Origin of the sequence: Paraburkholderia pallida (assembly GCF_004524855.1) — a bacterium.
In the GTDB taxonomy this organism is placed as follows: Bacteria; Pseudomonadota; Gammaproteobacteria; order Burkholderiales; family Burkholderiaceae; genus Paraburkholderia; species Paraburkholderia oxyphila.
This window is the reverse complement of record NZ_CP038149.1, coordinates 1,257,939-1,278,054: the sequence shown is the minus strand read 5'-3', so window position 1 is coordinate 1,278,054 and position 20,116 is coordinate 1,257,939. Positions and strand designations below refer to the sequence as shown.

At 64.2% G+C, this 20,116-nt stretch carries 19 protein-coding genes; 7 read left to right on the top strand and 12 right to left on the bottom strand.

The genetic code is table 11. The features are described 5' to 3' along the window. Window positions 1-533: 533 nt before the first annotated feature. Window positions 534-1,814 (bottom strand): MFS transporter, encoded by a 1,281-nt coding sequence (locus E1956_RS20925; protein ID WP_134752530.1) that lies wholly within the window; start codon window positions 1,812-1,814, stop codon window positions 534-536. Window positions 1,815-1,825: 11 nt separating this feature from the next. Then, window positions 1,826-3,298 (bottom strand): M20 family metallopeptidase, encoded by a 1,473-nt coding sequence (locus E1956_RS20920; protein WP_134752528.1) that lies wholly within the window; start codon window positions 3,296-3,298, stop codon window positions 1,826-1,828. A gap of 155 nt (window positions 3,299-3,453) precedes the next feature. On the opposite strand from E1956_RS20920, the gene E1956_RS20915 reads away from it, so the two are divergent. Further along, window positions 3,454-4,353, top strand: coding sequence for a LysR family transcriptional regulator (locus tag E1956_RS20915; protein ID WP_134752526.1), 900 nt, complete (start codon window positions 3,454-3,456; stop codon window positions 4,351-4,353). Between the two features lie 39 nt (window positions 4,354-4,392). Here the strand turns inward: E1956_RS20915 and gcvA are convergent, their stop codons facing one another. Then, window positions 4,393-5,298 carry a transcriptional regulator GcvA gene (gcvA, locus tag E1956_RS20910; protein ID WP_134752524.1) on the bottom strand — a complete coding sequence of 302 codons (906 nt, stop codon included), beginning with the start codon at window positions 5,296-5,298 and terminating at the stop codon, window positions 4,393-4,395. A 134-nt stretch (window positions 5,299-5,432) separates the two neighbouring features. Here gcvA and E1956_RS20905 point away from each other — a divergent pair, with 134 nt between their 5' ends. Next, window positions 5,433-6,137: an SDR family oxidoreductase gene (locus E1956_RS20905; protein ID WP_134752522.1), complete on the top strand. Its 705-nt coding sequence runs from the start codon at window positions 5,433-5,435 to the stop codon at window positions 6,135-6,137. 7 nt (window positions 6,138-6,144) lie between these two features. Then, the gene (locus tag E1956_RS20900; RefSeq protein ID WP_134752520.1) at window positions 6,145-6,720 is read left to right on the top strand and encodes a pyridoxamine 5'-phosphate oxidase family protein; all 576 of its coding nucleotides are present in this window, start codon (window positions 6,145-6,147) and stop codon (window positions 6,718-6,720) included. A gap of 49 nt (window positions 6,721-6,769) precedes the next feature. On the opposite strand, the gene E1956_RS20895 is transcribed toward E1956_RS20900, so the two are convergent. After that, on the bottom strand, window positions 6,770-7,180 hold the full coding sequence (locus E1956_RS20895; protein WP_134752518.1) for a response regulator: 411 nt from the start codon (window positions 7,178-7,180) through the stop codon (window positions 6,770-6,772). A gap of 97 nt (window positions 7,181-7,277) precedes the next feature. Then, the gene (locus E1956_RS20890) at window positions 7,278-7,925 is read right to left on the bottom strand and encodes a response regulator (RefSeq protein WP_028223526.1); all 648 of its coding nucleotides are present in this window, start codon (window positions 7,923-7,925) and stop codon (window positions 7,278-7,280) included. A gap of 264 nt (window positions 7,926-8,189) precedes the next feature. Here E1956_RS20890 and E1956_RS20885 point away from each other — a divergent pair, with 264 nt between their 5' ends. Then, entirely contained in the window at window positions 8,190-9,782 is a 1,593-nt protein-coding gene (locus E1956_RS20885; RefSeq protein ID WP_167760084.1) for a sensor histidine kinase, read from the top strand. Here E1956_RS20885 and flhC read toward each other — a convergent pair. The 5 genes from flhC to E1956_RS20860 all read right to left on the bottom strand — a co-directional run bounded on the left by flhC (window position 9,760) and on the right by E1956_RS20860 (window position 12,708). Next, window positions 9,760-10,425: a flagellar transcriptional regulator FlhC gene (flhC, locus tag E1956_RS20880; protein ID WP_134752514.1), complete on the bottom strand. Its 666-nt coding sequence runs from the start codon at window positions 10,423-10,425 to the stop codon at window positions 9,760-9,762. The genes E1956_RS20885 and flhC overlap by 23 nt on opposite strands. A gap of 17 nt (window positions 10,426-10,442) precedes the next feature. Further along, window positions 10,443-10,763: a flagellar transcriptional regulator FlhD gene (gene flhD, locus E1956_RS20875; RefSeq protein WP_197732911.1), complete on the bottom strand. Its 321-nt coding sequence runs from the start codon at window positions 10,761-10,763 to the stop codon at window positions 10,443-10,445. A 102-nt stretch (window positions 10,764-10,865) separates the two neighbouring features. Continuing rightward, window positions 10,866-11,006: a hypothetical protein gene (locus E1956_RS20870; RefSeq protein ID WP_134752510.1), complete on the bottom strand. Its 141-nt coding sequence runs from the start codon at window positions 11,004-11,006 to the stop codon at window positions 10,866-10,868. A gap of 542 nt (window positions 11,007-11,548) precedes the next feature. Then, window positions 11,549-11,797 (bottom strand): hypothetical protein, encoded by a 249-nt coding sequence (locus E1956_RS20865; protein WP_134752508.1) that lies wholly within the window; start codon window positions 11,795-11,797, stop codon window positions 11,549-11,551. A 416-nt stretch (window positions 11,798-12,213) separates the two neighbouring features. Continuing rightward, window positions 12,214-12,708 (bottom strand): Lrp/AsnC family transcriptional regulator, encoded by a 495-nt coding sequence (locus E1956_RS20860; RefSeq protein ID WP_134754688.1) that lies wholly within the window; start codon window positions 12,706-12,708, stop codon window positions 12,214-12,216. Window positions 12,709-12,968: 260 nt separating this feature from the next. On the opposite strand from E1956_RS20860, the gene E1956_RS20855 reads away from it, so the two are divergent. The 3 genes from E1956_RS20855 (at window position 12,969) to E1956_RS20845 (ending at window position 17,569) form a co-directional block, all read left to right on the top strand. Continuing rightward, window positions 12,969-14,396 carry an amino acid permease gene (locus tag E1956_RS20855; RefSeq protein ID WP_134752506.1) on the top strand — a complete coding sequence of 476 codons (1,428 nt, stop codon included), beginning with the start codon at window positions 12,969-12,971 and terminating at the stop codon, window positions 14,394-14,396. Window positions 14,397-14,524: 128 nt separating this feature from the next. Then, window positions 14,525-17,017 (top strand): penicillin acylase family protein, encoded by a 2,493-nt coding sequence (locus E1956_RS20850; RefSeq protein ID WP_134752504.1) that lies wholly within the window; start codon window positions 14,525-14,527, stop codon window positions 17,015-17,017. Window positions 17,018-17,332: 315 nt separating this feature from the next. Then, window positions 17,333-17,569 (top strand): hypothetical protein, encoded by a 237-nt coding sequence (locus E1956_RS20845; RefSeq protein WP_134752502.1) that lies wholly within the window; start codon window positions 17,333-17,335, stop codon window positions 17,567-17,569. Between the two features lie 169 nt (window positions 17,570-17,738). Here E1956_RS20845 and E1956_RS20840 read toward each other — a convergent pair whose 3' ends face one another. Beyond that, a complete protein-coding gene (locus E1956_RS20840; protein ID WP_134752500.1) occupies window positions 17,739-18,848 on the bottom strand; it encodes a porin in 1,110 nt (369 codons plus the stop codon). Window positions 18,849-19,089: 241 nt separating this feature from the next. Beyond that, entirely contained in the window at window positions 19,090-20,115 is a 1,026-nt protein-coding gene (gene dmpG / locus E1956_RS20835) for a 4-hydroxy-2-oxovalerate aldolase (protein ID WP_134752498.1), read from the bottom strand. Between the last annotated feature and the right edge of the window lies 1 nt (window position 20,116).

The window sequence follows — 20,116 nt, the reverse complement described above, 5'->3', positions numbered from 1 at the left end:
GACTAGTAAATGCGATGGGGTTCGAGCCGGCGAATGCACTGGGCTGCTGACCGGTAAATGCGATGGGGTTCGAGCCGGTGAATGCACTGGGGTGCTGACTGGTAAATGCGATGGGGTTCGAATCGGCGAATGCACTGGGGGGGTGACCGGTAAATGCACCGGGGTACTAACCGTTGAATGCACGGGCGTGCTGGCTGGCGAATGCGTGGGCAACGCGCCGAGCGAATATATGCGAGCGCTGCCAATGGGTGTACATCCCACTGGTTTTGGATATACCCTACGGTGCGCGTAGCGCCGCCGGATGGATGAGCCCTTAGTCACTCTGGCGTGAAGCAAGTGGCGACAGACCCTCCGGAGCCGCTCCGATGGACAGGGCAGTGGGGGACGGCGTCACACTAGCGGTTTAAGCCGCTTTCTTTTGCCTACTTTTCTTTGCGGCTGCAAAGAAAAGTAGGTGCCGCCCCGCACAGGGGCAACGCCTGCGGCCCGCCGCGAAAACAAGTTAAGGCCAAAGCTTTAGAGCCAACCACGAATCAAACTGCAACCTGCTGCGAAACAGCAGCCCCAACCTTAACGCGACTAACATAAGCGAGCGCCCACAAACTAATCATCGCGGTAAGAATCAGCCAATACCCAGGCGCGCTCTTATCGCCGGTAGCGCTGAGCATCCAGGTAACGATAGCCGGCGTAAACCCACCAAAAACGGTGACACCGATGTTATACCCAATGGACATACCCGTAGCCCGCGTAGCAGCCGGAAAAATCTCAGCCATAAGCGCGGGCAAAGCCCCGAAATAAATCGACTTCAAAAGCGCCAGCCAGGCAATCAACACAAACAGCGGAAGCGCACTCGAATGACTCGTAGCCCACACGAACCCAGGATAAGCGCTAGCGAGAAATAGCACCGCCACGCAAGTCATCTGCGTACGCCGCCCGATGCGATCAGACAGATACCCCGCAAACGGCGTAACAACCGTGAGAATCACCCCACCCGCCATAGTCGCCGCAAACCCGGTAGCCGCAGGCAAATGCAACTGCCGGATAGCAAAAGTCGGAATGTACTGAAGCAGATAATTGACCGCCGTAGAGACGGTCATCAAACCAATAGCCGTAAGCACGAGCCGCTTCTGCTGGCTCAGCACTTCTCGCACGGGCGTCTCGGTGCGCTCGGCGCGCTTGAAGTCCTCGGCATCCTCGATATAGCGGCGCAGATAAAGCCCCACCGGCCCAATCAGCAATCCGAAGAAAAACGGCAAACGCCAGCCCCACGCCGCGAGATCGGCAGGCGCCATGAGGCGCGCCAGCCCATACCCGAACGAGGCCGCCAACAGCGTCGCGAGGCCTTGCGTCGCGAACTGCCAGCTCGCAAGAAAGCCGCGCCGGTGCGGCGCATGCTCGATCAGCATGGCCGTGGACGCGCCGAACTCGCCGCCCGCCGAAAAGCCCTGGATCAGCCGCGCGGCAAACACCGCAAGCGGTGCGGTCACGCCGATGGCCGCGTAGTCGGGAACGAGCGCGATGATCGCCGTGCCAACCATCATGAGGCTCACCGATGCCATCAGCGCCGCCTTGCGTCCGCGCCGGTCGGCATAGGCCCCCAGCACCGCGCCGCCGAGCGGCCGCACCAGATACGACGCGCCAAAGGTGCCGAACGTCAGCAGCATCGACACGGTTTCGTTGACGGCCGGAAAGAAGTGCTTGCCGATGTACACCGCAAAGAACCCGTAGATGGCGATGTCGAACCATTCGAGCGCGTTGCCGGCAGAGGTGGCGATAACGAGCCTCACAAGGCTCACGGGTTGCTTTGCGGTCATGGCGGCGTGCCTTATTGGTGAACGGCGTCGGAGGACTGCGGGGCTTGCGCCTGGCTCGGTGCCTGCGCGTGCGTCGAGGCGAGGCGCGCGGCGTCGTCGCCCAGGTCCCACCAGAGTCCGGCCATCACGGCCAGCGCCTCGCGCGCAACGGAGCCGAGCAGGTGTTCGTTCGGCGCATGCTGCGCGCAGGCCGGATACGAGTGCGGCACCCAGAGCGTCGGCAGGTCGAGCGTGTACGCGAACACGTCGTTAGGCACCGTGCCGCCCAGGTTCGGCAGCAGCGCCGGCTTCTTGTCCGTGGACGCGCGCAGCGATTCGAGCGCCCAGTGCACCCAGACGTCGTTGGGGTCGAGGCGCGTGGCCGCGGAAATCTGCGTGACACGCACTTTCACGTCGTCGAAGCCGAGCCGCGCGAAATGCGCTTCCAGGTGCTCGCCGGCGCGCTCGGCGTCCGTGCCCACCACGAAGCGCAACTGGCAGGTCGCCTTGGCCATCGGCGGAATCGCGTTGACGGGCGCGTCGGGATTGCCGGCCTTGAACGCGAGCACTTCGAGCGTGTTCCAGGCAATCACGCGCTCGGTGGGCGTGAGGCCGGGCTCGCCCCAGTCCGGGTCGATCGCGGGCGCGTCCTCGTCGCCGCCGAGCACGATGTCGGCAAGCGCTTCGCGCACGCTCGCCGAAATGGGCGGCGGACGCAGGCCGTCCACGGCAATGGCGCCGCGCCGGTCGACAAGGCTGGCGATCGCGTGCGAGAGCACGATGGCCGGGTTGCGCAGCGCGCCGCCCCAGTTGCCCGAGTGATGGGCCCCCTTGCGCAGATCGACGAGCAGCTCGAACGCCACACCGCCGCGCGAGCCGAGAAAGAGGGTGGGCCGCTCGGCCAGCACGCGCGGGCCGTCCGAGGCGATGAAGACGTCCGCCTCGAGCGTCTCGCGATGCGCCGCGCAGACCGCGTCGAGGCCCGGCGAGCCGATTTCCTCGCCGGTTTCGAAGATCAGCTTCACGTTGTAGCCGAGCTTGCCGCCGCGCGCGTCGAGCACCGCGGCGAGCGCCGCGAAGTTCACGGAGTGCTGGCCCTTGTTGTCGGCGGTGCCGCGGCCGTACCAGCGGTCGCCTTCCACGGTGATCGTCCAGGGCGCGAGGCCTTCGCGCCACTGTTCGTCGTAGCCGCGCACGACGTCGCCGTGACCGTAGGTCAGCACGGTCGGCAGCGCCGGGTCCTCGATACGCTCGGCGATCAGGAACGGCGCGCGCTCGGCCGCCGGATTCTCGACGATGCGGCTCGTGAAGCCGAGCGGCGAGAGCGACGGCGCCACCTCGTCGGTCAGATAGGCGCGCACGGCGTCGGCCTGGGCGGGATTCTGGCTTTCGGTTCGAAAGCCCACGCGGCGCTGGAGATCGCCCAGAAACTGGCCGGAGTCGTAGACGCGCAGCGCGCGGTCGATGGCGGTCTGGCGCGACCCGTTTTGTCGGGATTCGTTCAAAGTGGCTCCTCTCTGGCGTTCGGGCGGGACATTGCAGGAAATGAGCCCAGTCTAGAAACGCCAAAAATTCGCAACAATTTCAATATTTGCGGATAGCATTGCCAAAATGGCAACGCACTGCACAAGCACTGAGCAGGCACTGAACGGATAAGCCGATGCTTCATGGAATCGCCTTGCGCTACTTCGTCGAAGTCGCGCGCACGGGGTCGCTGGCCGCGGCTTCGGAGAACCTGCACGTCGCCGTCTCGGCGATCAGCCGGCAGATCAGCAAGCTGGAGGAGGACGTCGGCACGGCGCTCTTCGAGCGCATGCCGCGCGGCATGGTGCTGACCGAATCGGGCGAGCGGCTCGCCGAGCACGCGCGGCGCGCGCTGCTCGAGGGCGACGCCGTGCTCGCCGAAATCGCCACAGCCAAGGCGCTCGGGCGCGGCATCGTGCGCATCGGCTGCACGGAGGGCTTCACACGCTCGTTCCTGCCGCATGTGCTTGCGGAGCATCACTCCGCCGCGCCGCAGGTGCATTTCAATCTGCGCTCGGGCACGCCTTCGCAGGTCGAGCAGTGGGTGGCCACGGGCGAGGTGGATCTGGGGCTGACGTTTTCGAGCGGAGACCCCGCAAAGGTCCAGGTGGAATACAGCGCCGAGGCGCCGGTCTGCGCGCTGCTCGAACCCGGGCATCCGCTGGCGCGGCGCGCGTCGCTCACGCTCGCGGATCTGCGCGACTATCCCGTCGCGCTGCTCGCGCGCGGCAATACCGCCCGCCAGTTGTTCGACGAATGCTGCGCGCGGCACGGCATCACGCTCGAGCCGATCCTCACCAGCAACAATTCGAGCGCGTTGCACGCGTTCGCGTCGCTGGCCGGTGCGATCACGCTCGGCAGCAAGCTTTCGCTTTCGGGCCTCGCGAACGATCTTTCGCTGGTCGCGAAGCGCTTCGACGAACCGCTGCTCAACCAGCGCAACGTGTGCGTGATGACGATGCGCGAACGACGGCTTTCGCGTCCGATCGAGCGGGTGTTGAAGGCCTTGATCGCGGAGATCGAACGCGCGTCGTGAAGGCTGCCTCGCTTGTCGCGGGCGGCGGGGCCAGAGGCATCAAGCCGCTGCGATCTGTGTCGATAGCGACGCTTGATGGTGCAGCCAGTCGCGTAGTTGCGAGACCGGCCCGGGATGTTGAAGCTTGCGTGGAAACACGAGATAGAAGCCGGCGCCCGTGTGCAATTCGTCGTCGAAGACGCGCACGAGGCGTCCGGCCGCGACGTCGCGCGCGACAAACGCCCAATGCGCCAGCGCAATGCCTTGTCCTTCCAGCGCCGCGTCGATCGCCAGGGAAGTCTGATTGAAGCGGATGTTCTTTTCCGCGGCCGACGGCAACGGCTGATGGAGCTGCGCCAGAAACTGCGGCCAGAGATTGTGCGCGTCGTGCAGTAACGCGTGCCGCGCAACGATGCCGTTGCTCTTTCGGGCGCCGGCCATGGCGCGCGGAGCGGCCACGGCAATCAGAATGTCGTCGAACAGTAGCTCGGCATTGAGTCCCGCCCCGAATGGCGGACTGCCATAGCGCACCGCGAGATCGACGCCATCGGTCTGGAAATGCGAGATCCGCTCCGTCGCCACGATGCGCAAATCGATTTCCGGGTGCGCCGCCGTGAAGTCGGGCAGCCGTGGGATGAGCCATTTGGCGGCAAACGTCGGCGTAACGCTAACCGCGAGTTTCAGCGCCTGGGGCCGCAGCGCCTGCGTGGCCTCGACCAGCAGGTCGAATGCGCGGCGCACGCTGGCCGAATAGCTCTGCCCGTTTTCGGTGAGCGCGAGCCTGCGCGGCTGGCGCTCGAAGAGCTTGAGTCCGAGCGCCGTTTCGAGCCCGCGTATATGCTGGCCGACGGCCCCCTCCGTGACGCCCAGTTCCTCGGCGGCCCGGCGAAAGCTCAGGTGACGGCTGGCCGCTTCGAAGGCGCGTAGCGCATTGAGCGATGGAAGCGGCTCGTTCGGATTTTTCATGCGATAGTTTTTCTACTGCAAACCGGGATGGAAACTGCGGCATCGGGAGGGGGCGCCGGTGCTATGCTTCTTGCGGTACATCGCGCATTTTGCGGCATGTTCAAAGCGTCGCCCAACATCCGGAGATTAACACCATGACAGTAGAAAAAGTGGCCGTCGTTACCGCAGGCGGGAGTGGCATGGGCGCTGCAGCCGCGCGCCGCCTGGCCGCCGATGGCTTCAAGATTGCGATTCTTTCGTCCTCGGGCAAAGGCGAAGCGCTTGCCGCGGAACTCGGCGGCGTGGGGGTGACGGGCTCGAACCAGTCGAACGACGACCTGCGCAAGCTCGTCGACCTGACCGTGTCGCGCTGGGGCCGCATCGACGTGCTGGTGAACAGCGCCGGCCACGGTCCGCGCGGCCCGCTCCTCGAGATCTCCGACGAAGACTGGCATCGCGGCATGGACACCTACCTGATGAACGTGATTCGCCCGACCCGGCTCGTCGCGCCCATCATGCAGAAGCAGCAAGGCGGTGTCGTGATCAACATCTCCACGGCGTGGGTTTTCGAGCCGAGCGAGATGTTCCCCACCTCAACCGTGTTCCGCGCCGGCCTGGCCTCGTACACCAAGCTCTTTGCGGATAGCCAGGCCAAATACAACATTCGCATGAACAACGTGTTGCCTGGCTGGATCGACAGTCTCCCTGCCCTGGAAGAGCGCCGCGAGAGCGTTCCGCTGCAACGCTATGGAACCAGCGAGGAAATCGCGGCGACCATCGCCTTCCTGGCGTCCGATGGCGCGGCCTACATTACCGGCCAGAACATCCGCGTCGACGGTGGCGTCACCAAATCGGTTTGAGTCCGTGATGCGCGAAGTCGTCGACCGTGTCTGGGCCATGCTGAGTGCGGGCGCGAACGCGGGGGCAACGCGTTCGCCGTTCACCATGCTTCAGGCCGCAACCGTGGGCCTCGATGGCGGGCCCAAGGTGCGCACCATCGTTCTGCGCGGCGTCAGCCCGGAGGCGGGCGCGCTGACCTTTCATACCGACGTGCGCTCGGAAAAGGTCATGGAGCTGAGAAAAGACCCGCGAATCTCGCTACTCGGCTGCGACCTGGACGCGGGCATACAGATCCGGCTGGAAGGCATCGCGCGGATGGTGGATAGCCTCGACGAGAGAATGGCGCTCTGGAAGACAAGCAGACCGCACAGCTTGATTGTCTACCGTGCGCAACTTGTGCCCGGCACGCCCATTGCCTCGCCGGAGGAGGCGCACAGGGCGCCGGGCGGCATGTCCGATTCAATGGCCGGCTTCGAGAACTTTTGCCTCGTCACGGTGGACGTGCAAACAATCGACTATCTCGACTTGTCTCCCAACGGTCACGCGCGTGCGAAGTTGTCCCGCCAGGATGGCGCATGGCATGGTGGCTGGGTCGCGCCCTAGGCGCGTGTGGCGCTGGGTGTGAACGCCCAATGACGCACATGGCCCACGACTAGGGCTCCACACGCTGGCTGTGCGCCTCGGCAAGGCGTTCGATGGTCTTGCGCGCCTTGTCGATCTCGCTGGTCTTGTCGAAGAAGTAATGCGCGCCTGCTGCAAGGCAGGCTTCGCGAAACGGCTGGCTCGATTGATTGGTCAGCACGACCATGACGACCGGCGGGCCGCGCCGCGCGAGCGCGTGCACCAGATCGAGCCCGCTGCCTTCGGCCAGGCGCAAATCCGTGATCACGACATCGGGGCGGCTCGCCGCGATGTCTCTGAGCGCGGCCGCGATCTCCTCGGCTTCGCCGACCACACGGACCCCGGGTATCGTGTGCAGCAGCGCCGCGATCCGGCGTCGCAGCGATGCCGAATCTTCGACGAGGAAGACCTTCAATTCTGCCGATGGGAGGTTCGCGTCCATGTACCGAAGTATCGTTGCCGCCATGCCCCGGCGGAATCGGTCGGCGTTGAACTTCGGGTAGGGGAAACGGAAGTTGTGTAGGTGAATTCCTACGCACTCAAACTTCGTCGTGATCGTCGAAGAGCTTGTGGCGCATGGCGTAGCGCACGAGCGCGGCCTCGTGCGGCAGGCGCATCTTTTCGAGGATGCGGGTCTTGTAGGTGCTGATGGTCTTCGCGCTCACGCAGAGTTCCTGGGCGATTTCCGTGATGGTTTCGCCCGCGGCGATGCGGCGGAACACGTCGAATTCGCGGTCGGAGAGGCGCTGGTGCGGCAGCGCGTCGACGGGCTCGTTCAGGCTCTGTGCGAACTGCTCGGCCATCGCGAGGCTCACGTACACGCCGCCCGCCGCGACTTTGGTCACGGCCGACACCAGCTCCGCGCCGGCGCTTTCCTTCGTCAGATAGCCGGACGCGCCGGCCTTGAAGGCTCGCACGGCGTATTGCTGCTCGGCGTGCATGGTCAGCACGAGAATGCGCAGCTCGGGCTTTTCTTCCTTGATTTGCTTGATCAGCTCGACGCCGTTGCGTCCCGGCATCGACAGGTCGAGCAGCAGCACTTGCGCCGGCGTCGAGCGGATCAGCGCGATCGTGCTCACGCCGTCGCGTGCCTCGCCCGCCACGTCGAATCCGCTGGCGTTCTGCAAGATATGGCGCAGGCCGTCGCGCACGAGCGCGTGGTCATCGGCGATCAAAACTCGGGTCATCAGTGTGCGTCCTCCAGCTGTACCGCTGGTTGTGAGTCAGTCATTGCGTCGGTGTCGCGCCTGACGCCGGCCGTGGCGAGTGCAACCGATTCGCGAGGCATAGGCCGGCTGTCACGAGAGTCATGGGGCTGGCCGGTCCGGGCCAGCGTGAGTCGCTGTGCATGGCGGTTGGCTACCGTTTGCAACAGGCAGTATGCAATAGTTGCCTTCGGTGTGCATCATCTGCTCAAATGCCTTACTCGGGATTCTCTTCCAGGCACGCGCATGGGTCGCGATCGAGACGACGCCAACCAGATGTTTCTGTCGACCTTGCCCGCGGGGCGCAGCGAGCGGCGGCTCGCGCTCACGGTGATCGTCGTGAGCTTCGTGCTGTTCGCCGTGTGCGCGCCGTTCGCGCAGCGCCCGCTGCCGGTGGTGGGGGCGTTCATCCCGAGCTACGAAGCGGCGCTGGTGATGAACGACCTGATCACGGCCATGCTGCTGTTCGGCCAGTTCAATTCGTTGCGCTCGCGTGCGCTGCTTGCGCTCGGCAGCGGCTATTTGTTCACGGCCGGCATGACGATCGCGCATGGCCTCACGTTTCCGGGCCTGTTCGCGCCTACGGGCCTGCTAGGCGCGGGCCCGCAAAGCACCGCGTGGCTCTACATGTTCTGGCACGCCGGGTTTCCCTGCTTTGTCATGGCCTATGCGCTGCTCGGGAGCGCTTCAGGCGGTCTGCGCGGCGATATCCCCAGGCGCTCCACACTCGCATCGATCGCATTCTGCGTGGTGGCCACGGCGGCGCTCGTCGGCGGCCTGACCGCTTTGGCCACAGCGGGCAAGGCGCTGCTTCCCGACCTCCTCGAAAACGGCCGCTTCTCCTCGGGCTACCGTTACGTGATCGGCGCCGTGTGGCTGGCGAGCCCGGTTGCGTTCGCCATGCTGTGGCGCTACGGCAAGCGCACGGCGCTCGATATGTGGCTGATGGTCGTGATGGCGGCATGGATGATCGACATCGCACTCGCGGCGATGCTCAATCATGGCCGCTTCGATCTCGGCTTCTATGCAGGACGCATATATGGCCTGCTGGCGGCGAGCTTCGTGCTGATTGTGCTGCTGGTCGAGAGCGGCACGCTCTATGCGCGGCTCGTCGCGCTCACGCGCAGGGATATGCGCGAGCGCATGCGCGTGAGGGAGCTCGAGCATCTGGGGCATCTCTCGGCCGGCATCCAGGCCGCGCGCGAGGAGGAGCAAAAGCGCATCGCTCGCGAGCTGCACGACGATCTCGGGCAGCGGCTGACCGCCCTCAAGATCGATCTGACGATGCTCGAAGGCGATCTCGACGACCGCACGATGGCGCCGGCATTGCGCGGGCGGGCGCGCTCGATGATGACGCTGATCGACGAGACCGTGAGGTCAGTGCGCCACATCGCGGCGGGGCTTCGCCCGACCGTGCTCGACGACCTCGGGCTCGTGCCGGCGCTCGAGTGGCTCGCCGGCGATTTCGAAAGCCGCAATGGCATCGTGGTGGAGCTGCACATCGATATCGGCGAGCTGTACTTCGATTCGGCGGCCGCCACCGCCGTCTACCGGATCGTCCAGGAGGCGCTGACCAACATCGCGAGGCACGCGGAGGCCACCGAAGTGGAGGTCGAGGTCGTGCTCGACGGCGAGGCCTGCCACGTGAGGGTGGCGGACAACGGGCGCGGCACGGCGGCGAGCGCGATGCGCAAGGAGCAGTCGTTCGGCTTGCTCGGCATTCGCGAGCGCGTGCGGCAATTGAACGGCGCCGTGTCGGTGGACACCGCGCCGGGCGAAGGCTTTCGTTTGTCGGTCAGCTTGCCGGTGAGTGCGCTCAATCGCGAGGAATCGGCATAGGGCGGGGCGGCTTTTCGGAGCGGGCTACGCCCCGCGCTTCAGCTTCCGTTTCGGTTTCAGTTTCAGTTTGCTTTTCAGCCTCCTCACTTGCTCCATCCGCGCCGCAAGACGCGGCGGGCGCCTCTTTGCCTTTTGCGCGCTTGCCGGCGCGTGAAGGGGGCTGGCAGATCGCGCAGACTTTGCCATCCGGCGCATCGTATTTGTGGATGACGAATTTGCCGGCGCAGCGGCGGCAGGCCGTCAACTGCAGCAGTCCGCCCTTGAAGAAGCGCACGAGCGTCCAGGCGCGCGTCAAGTCGAGCTGCATCTCGAGACGGTTGTGCGCGCAGTGCTCGCGGTACAGGCGGAATCCCTTGGTGAGCGCGTCGAGATGCGAGCAGCCCGCCTGGTCCTTGAGAAACACATAGGTGTTGTAGAACAGCGACGCGTGGATATTGGCCTGCCAGGTCATGTACCAGTCGGCGGACGACGGCAGCATGCCCTTCGGCGGCGATTCCCCCTTGATCTCGTGATAGAGCCGGATCAGCCGGTCGCGCGGCAGCGCGAGCTCGCTTTCGAGCACCTGCATGCGTGCGCCGAGCTCGATCAGCGCGCTCGCGCGCACGACTTCGCGCGCGTCGTCGATGATACTGGTCCTGGTCATGGCTCGCCCCGGGCCGTTCAGGCGAACTGTTCGGCGGGCTGACCCGCGAGCAGCAGGGCCGCATGCGTGTGCGCGACGTTCGCGTGCTTCGCGGGCGTGGCCAGCACGGACAGCATCTGGTGGTCGTTGATCCGGAAGAAGCACAGCAACTGATTGCACGCGGCGAGCTTGACGACCTGGGCCAGGGTCAGCCCGGACAGCAGATCGGCCACTTGCTCGGACAGGCCCAGCCGGAACATGCCTGCCGGGCGGTCCTCGCGCAGGAGGCGTTGCGCGAGCGCGAGGTAGGACAGGTTGAGTTCCTGAATCGATTGCAGCGTTTCAGTGCTATGCATGATGTTCCCCGTTCAAGGGCCGCGTCACTATTTCCTGACAACTGGCTTTCGCAGCCGAGGCGTGCCCGATGGTTGTCAAACGTTTGCTTTGCTGGAGTCGTTTTGTCAGCATCCGCCGCGCATATCGGCGACGCCCTGAGCGATCAGGTTGGTGGCCAGCTCGCGGAGCAGATGTTGTGTCAGCGCGCCGGCGCCGCCGCGGGCCAGGCGGAGTAGTTCGATCAGGTCTTGTGCGGTGAGGCTCATGGACGTCTCCAACAGGCGGCGTCGGGGCTGGGGCGCCCAACGACTCGTGTGCCGCTCTGGTGACTGAAGTATTGCTTTTGTGGGAGGTAAGAAAAATCAGCGGGCAGCGAAGTTGATGTAGTCGCAATAGTAGGGGTGTCAGTGTTTTCCTACAGAAGGTGGGGCGGCAGCTCGGGATGCTGCGTGCATGGACGGAGTGTCCCGTCGGGGTGTTTGGTGATAAACGGTGATGCCCGTTCTGCTTTTTGCCGGTGGCCTTAACTTGTATTCGCGGCGCGCCGCAGGCGTTGCCCCTGTGCGGGGCGGCACCTACTTTTCTTTGCCGCGGCAAAGAAAAGTAGGCAAAAGAAAGCCGCTCAAACCGCCAGTGTGACGCCGTTCACCACTGCCCTGTATTTCGGAGCGGCTCCGGAGCGTCTGCCACCTCGCGACGTCACCCGGAGTGACTAAGGGCTCTTCCATCCGGCGGCGCTGCGCGCGCCGTGGGGTATAACAAAAACCAGTGGGACGCACGCGTTTGCGTAGGACTCCAGTCCATTCGATCAGCACTCGCCCACGCATTCGCCAGTCAGCACGACCGTGCATTCACCAATCAGCACTCCCCTGAATTTGCCGATCGGTACTCCCGCGCATTTACCAATCAGCACCCCAACGCATTTGCCGGTCAGCACCCCAGCGCATTTACTGGTCAGCACCCCAGCGCATTTACTGGTCAGCACCCCAGCGCATTTACTGGTCAGCACCCCAGCGCATTTACTGGTCAGCACCCCAGCGCATTTATCGATAAGCATTCCTTCGCATTTACCTGCCAGTACCTTCGAGCACTTCGGGCGGCACCCTCAGCGCATTCGCCGGCCCGCCCACTTGGTTTTCCGTGCATACCCTTCCACCCGCGCGTAGCGCGTGGCGGGAAGAATGAGCCCTTTGTCACTGAGGCGGAGTGTGCGAGAAGACGGATGCCCCGGAGCCGCTCCGATAGTAAGGGCAGTGGTGGACGGCGTCACACTAGCGGTGTGAGCCGCTTTCTTTTGCCTACTTTTCTTTGCGGCTGCAAAGAAAAGTAGGTGCCGCCCCGCACAGGGGCAACGCCTGCGGCCCGCCGCGAAAACAGGTTAAGGCCAACACAGAACAGGTCCACGAATAAACTAAGGAATCCAAATTCAATAAACAATAACTCTAATAGAGATCGATTGAATCGATCGGCCCTTCACCCCCCATGCCCGCCGCCGGCCGACGTCGCAACCAGATCGAGCATCGATCCATCGCGCTTAATAGTCGACAGCACGATGCTCGAATTAATCGACATGACACCGCTCGTGCGGTGCAACTTGTGGATCACAAAATCGGAATAATGCTCCAGATCACGCGTGCGCACGACAAGCACGTAATTGGAAGCCCCAGTAATGACCTGCGCCGACACCACTTCCGGCCACTCCCGAATGGCCTCGACAAACTTGTCGTGCCACTCGGGCGCGTCGGGCCGCATCGACACATGCACGAGCGCCTCGAACGCAACGCCGAGATTCTTCGGCGAAAGCGTGCATCGGTAGCCCTCGATCACGCCGCGCTCCTCCAGTAGCTTCACGCGCCGCAGACAGGCAGACGGCGACAGCGCCACCGCGTTCGCGAGATCCTGGTTGCTGATGCGGCCGTCCTGCTCGAGTTGCCGCAGGATCCGCATGTCGGTCCGGTCGAGATTCATGTTGAAGATCCCCTCTATTTTTGTCGGAAACGCCGCAGACTCTACTGCAAATGAGATGATTTGTCTTCGAAATATGAAGCTCATTCTATTTCGTCCTCGATAACATGCGGTCCAACGATGATCGCATCGACAATAACGATCTGGAGGCGCACTTGAGACTGAGACCCCATTTTCTGAGTGTCCGATGCTGGGCGCGCACAACGCACGCGCGCTCAGCCTGATTCGCCACGACTACCGAATTCGAACAAGGTCTGATACTTATGCATTCAGAAGGACAATTCCAGCAGATCGCCGCGCGCGAGCAGGGGCTGCGCCGCACGCTTTCCGCGCGGCAGATGGCGATGATCGCGATCGGCGGGGCGATCGGCACCGGGCTATTTCTCGGCTCCGGATTCGCGATCGGCTTTGCGGGGCCGAGCGTGCTCGTGAGCTACGCGATCGGCGCGCTCATCTCGCTGCTGCTGATGGGCTGCCTCGCCGAGATGACGGTCGCGCATCCGACCTCCGGCTCGTTCGGCGCCTATGCCGAATACTATGTGAGCCCGTGGGCGGGCTTTCTCGTGCGCTACGCGTACTGGGCGTGCATCGTGCTCGCGGTCGGCACCGAGGTCACCGCGATCGCGCTGTATATGAAGTACTGGTTTCCGGCGGTGCCGGGCTGGATCTGGATCCTCGGCTTCTCGTCGCTGCTCGTGTTCGTCAACGCGCGCAGCGTCGACGTGTTCGGCTCGGTCGAGTACGGCTTCTCGGTCGTGAAGATCGCCGCGATCATCGGCTTCATCGCGCTCGGCGCGTATGTCGTGTTCGTGAATCCGGAACTCGTCGGCAGCGAAGCGAACGGCGGCGCGGCGGGATTCCATCACTACGTCTCGCACGGCGGCTTCTTTCCGAAGGGTATGTGGGGGATGTGGGTCGCGGTGATCGTGTCGATCTTCAGTTACTTGAGCATCGAGATGATCGCGGTCGCGGCCGGCGAAGCCGAGGACCCGCAGCGCGCCGTCACGCGCGCATTCCGCTCGACGATCGTGCGGCTCGTGCTGTTCTATCTGGTCACGCTCGCGCTAATGCTCGCGATCGTGCCGTGGACCGTCGCGGGCCGCGACGAAAGCCCGTTCGTGAAAGTGATGGAGGCGATTCACCTGCCGGCCGCGGCCGGCGTGATCAACTTCGTTGTGCTGATCGCTGCGTTGTCGGCGATGAACAGCCAGCTCTATATCACGACGCGGATGATGTTCAGCCTGTCGCGCGCCGGCCATGCGCCGCGCGTGCTCGGCGAGGTGAACGCGCGCGGCATTCCGCTCGGCGCGTTGATGCTCTCGACGCTCGGCATCGCACTGGCGACCGTGCTGAGCGTGCTCTATCCCGATGCGTCGTTCACGATCATGATGGCGGTGTCGATGTTCGGCGCGCTGTTCACGTGGATGATGATCTTCGTGACGCATTACTTCTTCCGGCGCCGCTGGGACGCGAGCGGGCAGCCCGCGCCCGCGTTCCGGATGCGCGGCTTCCCGGTGCTGACGCTGCTTGGCGCGGCGCTAATGCTCGCAGTCACGGTGACGACGTTCTTTACGCCCGAGTTCCACATGACGCTGATCTTCGGCGTGCCGTTCCTGATCGCGCTGAGCGTGGCGTATGCCGTGTGGTATCGGCGGCCGGCGCTGCGCGCGGACGTGACTGCCGTCGAGTAAGGCAGAAGGCGAGAACGTCGCCGGACGGTACGCCCGGCGACAGCGCGTCTCCACACCGTCATACTAGGGTCCTAAGCTGTCCAGGCGATGCGCTCGCCGCTCGAGGAAGCTTTGAACCATGACCCGCAATGACGCCTTCGAGCCAATTTCCGCCACAGCGGCACCGCAGGTGGCTGCTGATACTGCCGAGTATCGTCGTCATCGCCCTGGCCGCCGTGGTGCTGGCGGGCTGGCTGACCTTGCGCGCCAGCCTGCCGCAACTCGACGGCACGCATGCCGCGCCGTTGTCCGCCACGGTGACGATCGGGCGCGACGCGCTCGGCGCGCCGACGGTGCAAGGGCGCACGCGTGACGACGTCGCCTATGCGATCGGTTTCGTTCACGCGCAGGACCGCTTCTTTCAGATGGATCTGCTGCGCCGGGTTGCTGCCGGCGAGATGAGCGCGCTCATCGGCCCGGCGGCGCTTGCTCTGGACCGGCGCGACCGGCCGTGGCGTTTTCGCGAGCACGCGCAAGCGGCGCTCGCCGCGTTGCCGGCGGACCAGCGGCTACTGATCGAGCGCTATGCGGCGGGCGTCAATGACGGCCTGCGCTCGCTGCGCGCGCGGCCGTTCGAATACTGGCTGCTGCGCACGCGGCCGGCGCCGTGGCGCGCGGAAGACACGCTGCTTGTCGTCTACGCGATGTACTTCGATCTTCAATACGACCAGGTGACGCGTGCGCTGTCGCGCGCGGCGCTGCGCGAGCGCGTGCCGACCGATTTGCTCGCGTTTCTGCTGCCGGCGACGAGCCATTGGGATGCCCCGCTCGATGGGCCGGGCGCATCGGCAGCGCTGCCCGCCGCGTTGCCCGCGCCGCTGCCCGCGACGCCGCCGCCTTGGATAAGCTCGACGCCGTCCGCCACGCGCGACGAAGCGGTGGCCGCGGGGCTGACTGGCGCCGTGCCCGGTTTCGTCGACGCAGGGGGCGCGCTCAACGCGATGGTCGGCAGCAACGGCTTCGCGGTCGACGGCGCGCATAGTGCGCATGGCGGCGCGCTGGTTGCGAACGACATGCACCTCGGCCTGTCGCTGCCGAACATCTGGTATCGGGTATCGCTGGTCTATCCCGCGCCCGATGGCAGCACGCGGCTGATCACCGGCGTCAGCTTGCCGGGGGAGCCGCTCGTGGTGGCCGGCAGCAACGGTCATATCGCGTGGGCGTTCACCAACAGCTACGGCCGCTTCGTCGATCTGATCGAACTGCAGCGTGACCCGGCCGACCCGTTGCGCTATCGAGTCCAAGGCGGCGGATGGGAGAGGGCGCAGGTGATCCATGAGCGTCTCGACGTGAACGGCGGCGCGAGCGTCGATCTGCCGGTCGTGCAAACCCGCTGGGGACCGCAGCTCGTGGTCGGCGCGCATGCGTATGCCGTGCATTGGGTCGCGCAGGACCCGGAGGCGGTCAACATGAACTTCGTGCGGCTCGAAGGCGCGACGAATGTCGCCGACGCCTTGCATGCCGCGCAGACCTTCGGTTTGCCGACGCAGAACTTCACGGTGGCCGATGCACAAGGCCATATCGGCTGGACCCTTGCCGGGCCGCTGCCGCGCTTTGCCGATGCAGATGCGAGCACGGCGTCACTCGCCAGCTTGCCGTTCAGCTCTGACACGTATCCCGGTTGGCAGGGATACCTGTCACCCGATGCGTATCCGGTGCGCGTCGATCCGCCGGCCGGCCGCATCTGGAGCGCGAACAACCGGACCTTGCCGCTGGCCGAGGCGGCGCGCATCGGCGATGCCGGCACCGATCTCGGCGCACGCGCGACGCAGATTCGCAACGATCTTCTGGCGCTGCCGCATGCGACCGAGCGTGATCTGCTGGCGGTGCAGACCGACGACCGTGCCTTCTGGATCGAAACCTGGCGACGCGTCGCGCTCGACGCACTCGATGCGCAAGCGCTCGGCGGCCATCCCCAGCGCGCGGAATTCCGCCGGCTCGTCGAAAGCTGGGACAGCCGCGCGGATACGGATGCGGTCGGCTACCGGCTGGTGCGCGCGTTCTACTTCTCGCTGTACGACGCATGGTTCGGCGCGCTCGACAAGCAGATGGCCGATGTTGCGCCGGGGCTCGCCTATCGCGCGGCCAACACGCGTTATGAAGCGACGATGGAGACGCTCGCTGACCATCACGCCTGGATTCCCGACGGCTTCGCGGACTGGCGCGCGTTCATGCTGGAACGGATCGACGACTCGATCGCCCAGTTGCCGAAGGGCGTGAAGCTCGCCGATGCGCGCTGGGGCGAGCGCAATCGCTCGGCAATCGCGCATCCGTTCGCGCGGCTCCTGCCGCCGTGGCTGCCATGGGTACGCGCTTGGCTCAGCGCCCCGCGCGATCCGCTGCCGGGCGACATCAACATGCCGCGCGTGCAGTCGCCGGTATTTGGCGCGTCCGAGCGTTTTGCGGTGTCGCCGGGGCGCGAGCAGGACGGCATCTTCGAGATGCCGGGCGGGCAGTCGGGCAATCCTCTGTCGCCATACTTCATTGCGGGGCATGAATCCTGGGTGCATGGCGAAGCGGCACCGTTCCTGCCGGGCACGGCCGTTCACACGCTGAGGCTCACCGCGGTCGACGCGCGCTAGCACGCGGTTATTCGGCTGGCGTCCGCGTCTAAATCCCACGATGCGAAACGATGTCGCGTATGCCAGAAAAATCTCCCGCGACGCAACATACGGACGTTGCGTATCGTTGAGTGCCATTGCACATTGCGATATCAAGATTCTATGTAATTGAATTTACGGTATTTTTTCTTGTCAGTTCGGCGACGAATCTGGGGCCACGGCCGTCACGTATCTCGATACTCTCTTTCCATGGAGAACACAGACGGAGATTCGCAACACTCCGGCTTGCAAGGTGTACGCGTTCCGATAATTTTTTTAAACCTGTGGAGAGACGAGATGCTGCACGTTTATATCGAACCGGTGCCGAAGGGCCAGTGGGGGCCAATCGACGGATACCGCATTGAAACTCAGGATGGGACCAGGCTTTCTGGCGAACTGCTTCGCTCCGAGAGACTGGCGGTGAGTCAGGCCAAGCTGCACGGCTACGTGCCGCTGCTTGCGACGGTGCGCATACCGGACAAGGCAGTCGCCGAGCACTGGACACCCGCCGACAAAGCCCCCGTAACTGTCTAACTCATGACTGATGTGGCCACTATTTGCAGCGCGCACTTCCCGCCTGCGCAGGCGGGAAGTGCGTGTGCAATCAGCCACGATGACTTGCAGAGAATCCTTTCTCGCGCCCTCGAATTGAATCCTGCGTTCGCCTCGTCGTGAGGCGTCGATCACGGGCGCATACCGGCACCTAGAACCGTGTTTCGATGCCCACGCGGCCAAGAAACTGGTTCGGACTACTTGAAGTGCCGTTGACATCGAGCACGCCGCTGATCAGCGCTTGAGCGCCGGAATTGGTGCGCTGGTACACGGCCGCGGCATACACGAAGGTGCGCTTGGACAGGAAATAGTCCAGCGCGGCGCTCACCTGGTGCGCGTGGTTGTTGTCGAGGTAGCCGTTGCCCTTCATATACATATAATCGATCCCCAGTTGCACAGCGGGGTTGAAGAGATAGGTCGCCCCGATCTCGCCTTGCGCAATGGCGCCTCCATTCGCCGTGTTGCGTACCGTCGTAATGAGCGCGCTCGTGGAGAACTGGCCGAAGTCGTAGTGCGCGCCGACACCCCAGTTGCGAACGCCGACCTGCGGCCCGCCTGCCTGTAGATACTTGACCTCGGTGTACGCCGCCGCCACGCCGAACGGCCCACGATCGAAGTTCAGCCCCGCACTGATCGTATCGCCACTGCCGAACGCGCCCGGCACGCCGCCGAAGCCATAGAGCACGCCCACGCGAAAGCCATTAAGCGACGGCGACTGGTACTTGACCGAATTCGTCACCGTTTCGCCGGACATCCGGTCCCAGTCGAACTGGCCGGCATACGGCGGGTTATACGGCAGCGCAATCTTCTGGAAAGGGCCGGCGCGGAAGTTGTACAGGCCGCCCACCGTCATGGCCGCATCGGTACGGCTGAAGAAGAGCGAGTCGACCATGAAGTCGTACTGATTGCCGAGCTTGATCGATCCATAGCGATCGTCGGCGAGGCCGACCCACGCGTTGCGGCCAAATATCCCCTTGCCGGGCGGCTGGATCGCACCGGTCCCCACCGCGAACTGGTTGACGAGGTCGAACACCGCGTGCGTGCCGCCTCCGAGGTCCTCGTCACCCTTGATGCCCAGCATGTTCGGCGACATGATGCCGTCATCGAACTTCAGGTTGCCGTGTCCGCCGGAATTGCTGATGTAGGTGACGCCGGCATCCATCACGCCATACAGCGTGACGCTGCCGCTAGTGTCCGCGTACGCTTGCGCTGCCATGGCGAATATCGTCAAGGCCGTGCTCCACCGTGCCAAGTTCCTCATTTGCTGTCTCCGTAAACCTTGTTGGTTATATAGTTATTTCGTAATGCGAATAATGTTGCAGTCGATGAGTCCCGGGCTCATGTTTGGAATGCTTTGCTACAGGTGTTTCAAGCGAGGTTCCTCATGCCGGACATCTGCCAGGGCATAAGGGGCTGCCGAGTCCAGCGGCGGACGCCGCCCCTGGACTCGGCGCCGCTATCACACCGCACTGGGCCACTTGGCGGTGGCACTCGGCGCGCATTTACTGCTGGAGCGCTTGCGCGCGCTTCTTCAAATCAAGCGCCACGTCCACGATCATGTCTTCCTGTCCGCCCACCATGCGGCGCTTGCCCAGTTCGACGAGGATGTCGACGGTTTTCAGGCCGTACTTCTTCGCGGCCACTTCCGAGTGGCGCAGGAAGCTCGAATACACGCCCGCATAGCCGAGTGCGAGCGTTTCGCGGTCCACTCGCACCGGGCGGTCCTGCAGCGGGCGCACGATGTCGTCGGCGGCGTCCATGAGCGTGTAGAGATCGGTTCCGTGGTTCCAGCCCATGCGCTCCGCTGCCGCGATAAACACTTCGAGCGGCGCATTCCCTGCACCGGCGCCCATGCCCGCGAGCGACGCGTCGATGCGGTCGCAACCTTCTTCCACCGCGACGATCGAATTCGCCACGCCGAGCGAGAGGTTGTGGTGCGCGTGCATGCCCGTTTGCGTTTCGGGTTTCAGCACCTGTTTTACGGCGCGAAAACGGTCACGTACGTCGTTCATGGTGAGCGCGCCGCCCGAGTCCACCACGTAGATGCAGGTCGCGCCGTAGTTCTCCATCTTCTTCGCCTCGACGGCGAGATTCTCCGGCGTGGTCATGTGGCTCATCATCAGGAAGCCGACCGTGTCCATGCCGAGTTCGCGCGCGTATTCGATGTGCTGCTTCGAGATATCGGCCTCGGTGCAATGCGTGGCCACGCGCACGACGCGCGCGCCGGCGTTGTACGCCGCCTTCAGGTCGTGAATCGTGCCGATGCCGGGCAGCAGCAGCGTGGCGATCTTCGCGTGCTTCACCACGTCGGCGACAGCCTCGATCCATTCGAGATCGCTGTGCGCGCCGAAACCGTAGTTGAAGCTCGAGCCTTGCAGGCCGTCGCCATGTGCGACTTCGATCGAGTCGACCTGAGCCTTGTCCAGAGCGCGTGCAATGTCCTGAACGTTCTGGATCGAGTACTGGTGACGGATTGCATGGCTGCCGTCGCGCAGCGTTACATCGGAGATATAGAGTTTCTTGCTCATG

What these genes read in the sequence shown, in the direction of transcription:
- E1956_RS20900 (WP_134752520.1), top strand. Translation starts at nt 6,145, where the DNA reads ATGCGCGAAGTCGTCGACCGTGTCTGGGCCATGCTGAGTGCGGGCGCG.
- flhC (WP_134752514.1), bottom strand. Translation starts at nt 10,425, where the DNA reads ATGACCAGGACCAGTATCATCGACGACGCGCGCGAAGTCGTGCGCGCG.
- E1956_RS20870 (WP_134752510.1), bottom strand. Translation starts at nt 11,006, where the DNA reads ATGAGCCTCACCGCACAAGACCTGATCGAACTACTCCGCCTGGCCCGC.
- E1956_RS20850 (WP_134752504.1), top strand. Translation starts at nt 14,525, where the DNA reads ATGACGCCTTCGAGCCAATTTCCGCCACAGCGGCACCGCAGGTGGCTG.
- E1956_RS20905 (WP_134752522.1), top strand. Translation starts at nt 5,433, where the DNA reads ATGACAGTAGAAAAAGTGGCCGTCGTTACCGCAGGCGGGAGTGGCATG.
- E1956_RS20860 (WP_134754688.1), bottom strand. Translation starts at nt 12,708, where the DNA reads ATGAATCTCGACCGGACCGACATGCGGATCCTGCGGCAACTCGAGCAG.
- gcvA (WP_134752524.1), bottom strand. Translation starts at nt 5,298, where the DNA reads ATGAAAAATCCGAACGAGCCGCTTCCATCGCTCAATGCGCTACGCGCC.
- E1956_RS20885 (WP_167760084.1), top strand. Translation starts at nt 8,190, where the DNA reads ATGGGTCGCGATCGAGACGACGCCAACCAGATGTTTCTGTCGACCTTG.
- E1956_RS20895 (WP_134752518.1), bottom strand. Translation starts at nt 7,180, where the DNA reads ATGGACGCGAACCTCCCATCGGCAGAATTGAAGGTCTTCCTCGTCGAA.
- E1956_RS20855 (WP_134752506.1), top strand. Translation starts at nt 12,969, where the DNA reads ATGCATTCAGAAGGACAATTCCAGCAGATCGCCGCGCGCGAGCAGGGG.
- E1956_RS20925 (WP_134752530.1), bottom strand. Translation starts at nt 1,814, where the DNA reads ATGACCGCAAAGCAACCCGTGAGCCTTGTGAGGCTCGTTATCGCCACC.
- E1956_RS20890 (WP_028223526.1), bottom strand. Translation starts at nt 7,925, where the DNA reads ATGACCCGAGTTTTGATCGCCGATGACCACGCGCTCGTGCGCGACGGC.
- E1956_RS20840 (WP_134752500.1), bottom strand. Translation starts at nt 18,848, where the DNA reads ATGAGGAACTTGGCACGGTGGAGCACGGCCTTGACGATATTCGCCATG.
- dmpG (WP_134752498.1), bottom strand. Translation starts at nt 20,115, where the DNA reads ATGAGCAAGAAACTCTATATCTCCGATGTAACGCTGCGCGACGGCAGC.
- E1956_RS20845 (WP_134752502.1), top strand. Translation starts at nt 17,333, where the DNA reads ATGCTGCACGTTTATATCGAACCGGTGCCGAAGGGCCAGTGGGGGCCA.
- E1956_RS20915 (WP_134752526.1), top strand. Translation starts at nt 3,454, where the DNA reads ATGCTTCATGGAATCGCCTTGCGCTACTTCGTCGAAGTCGCGCGCACG.
- E1956_RS20865 (WP_134752508.1), bottom strand. Translation starts at nt 11,797, where the DNA reads ATGCTTATCGATAAATGCGCTGGGGTGCTGACCAGTAAATGCGCTGGG.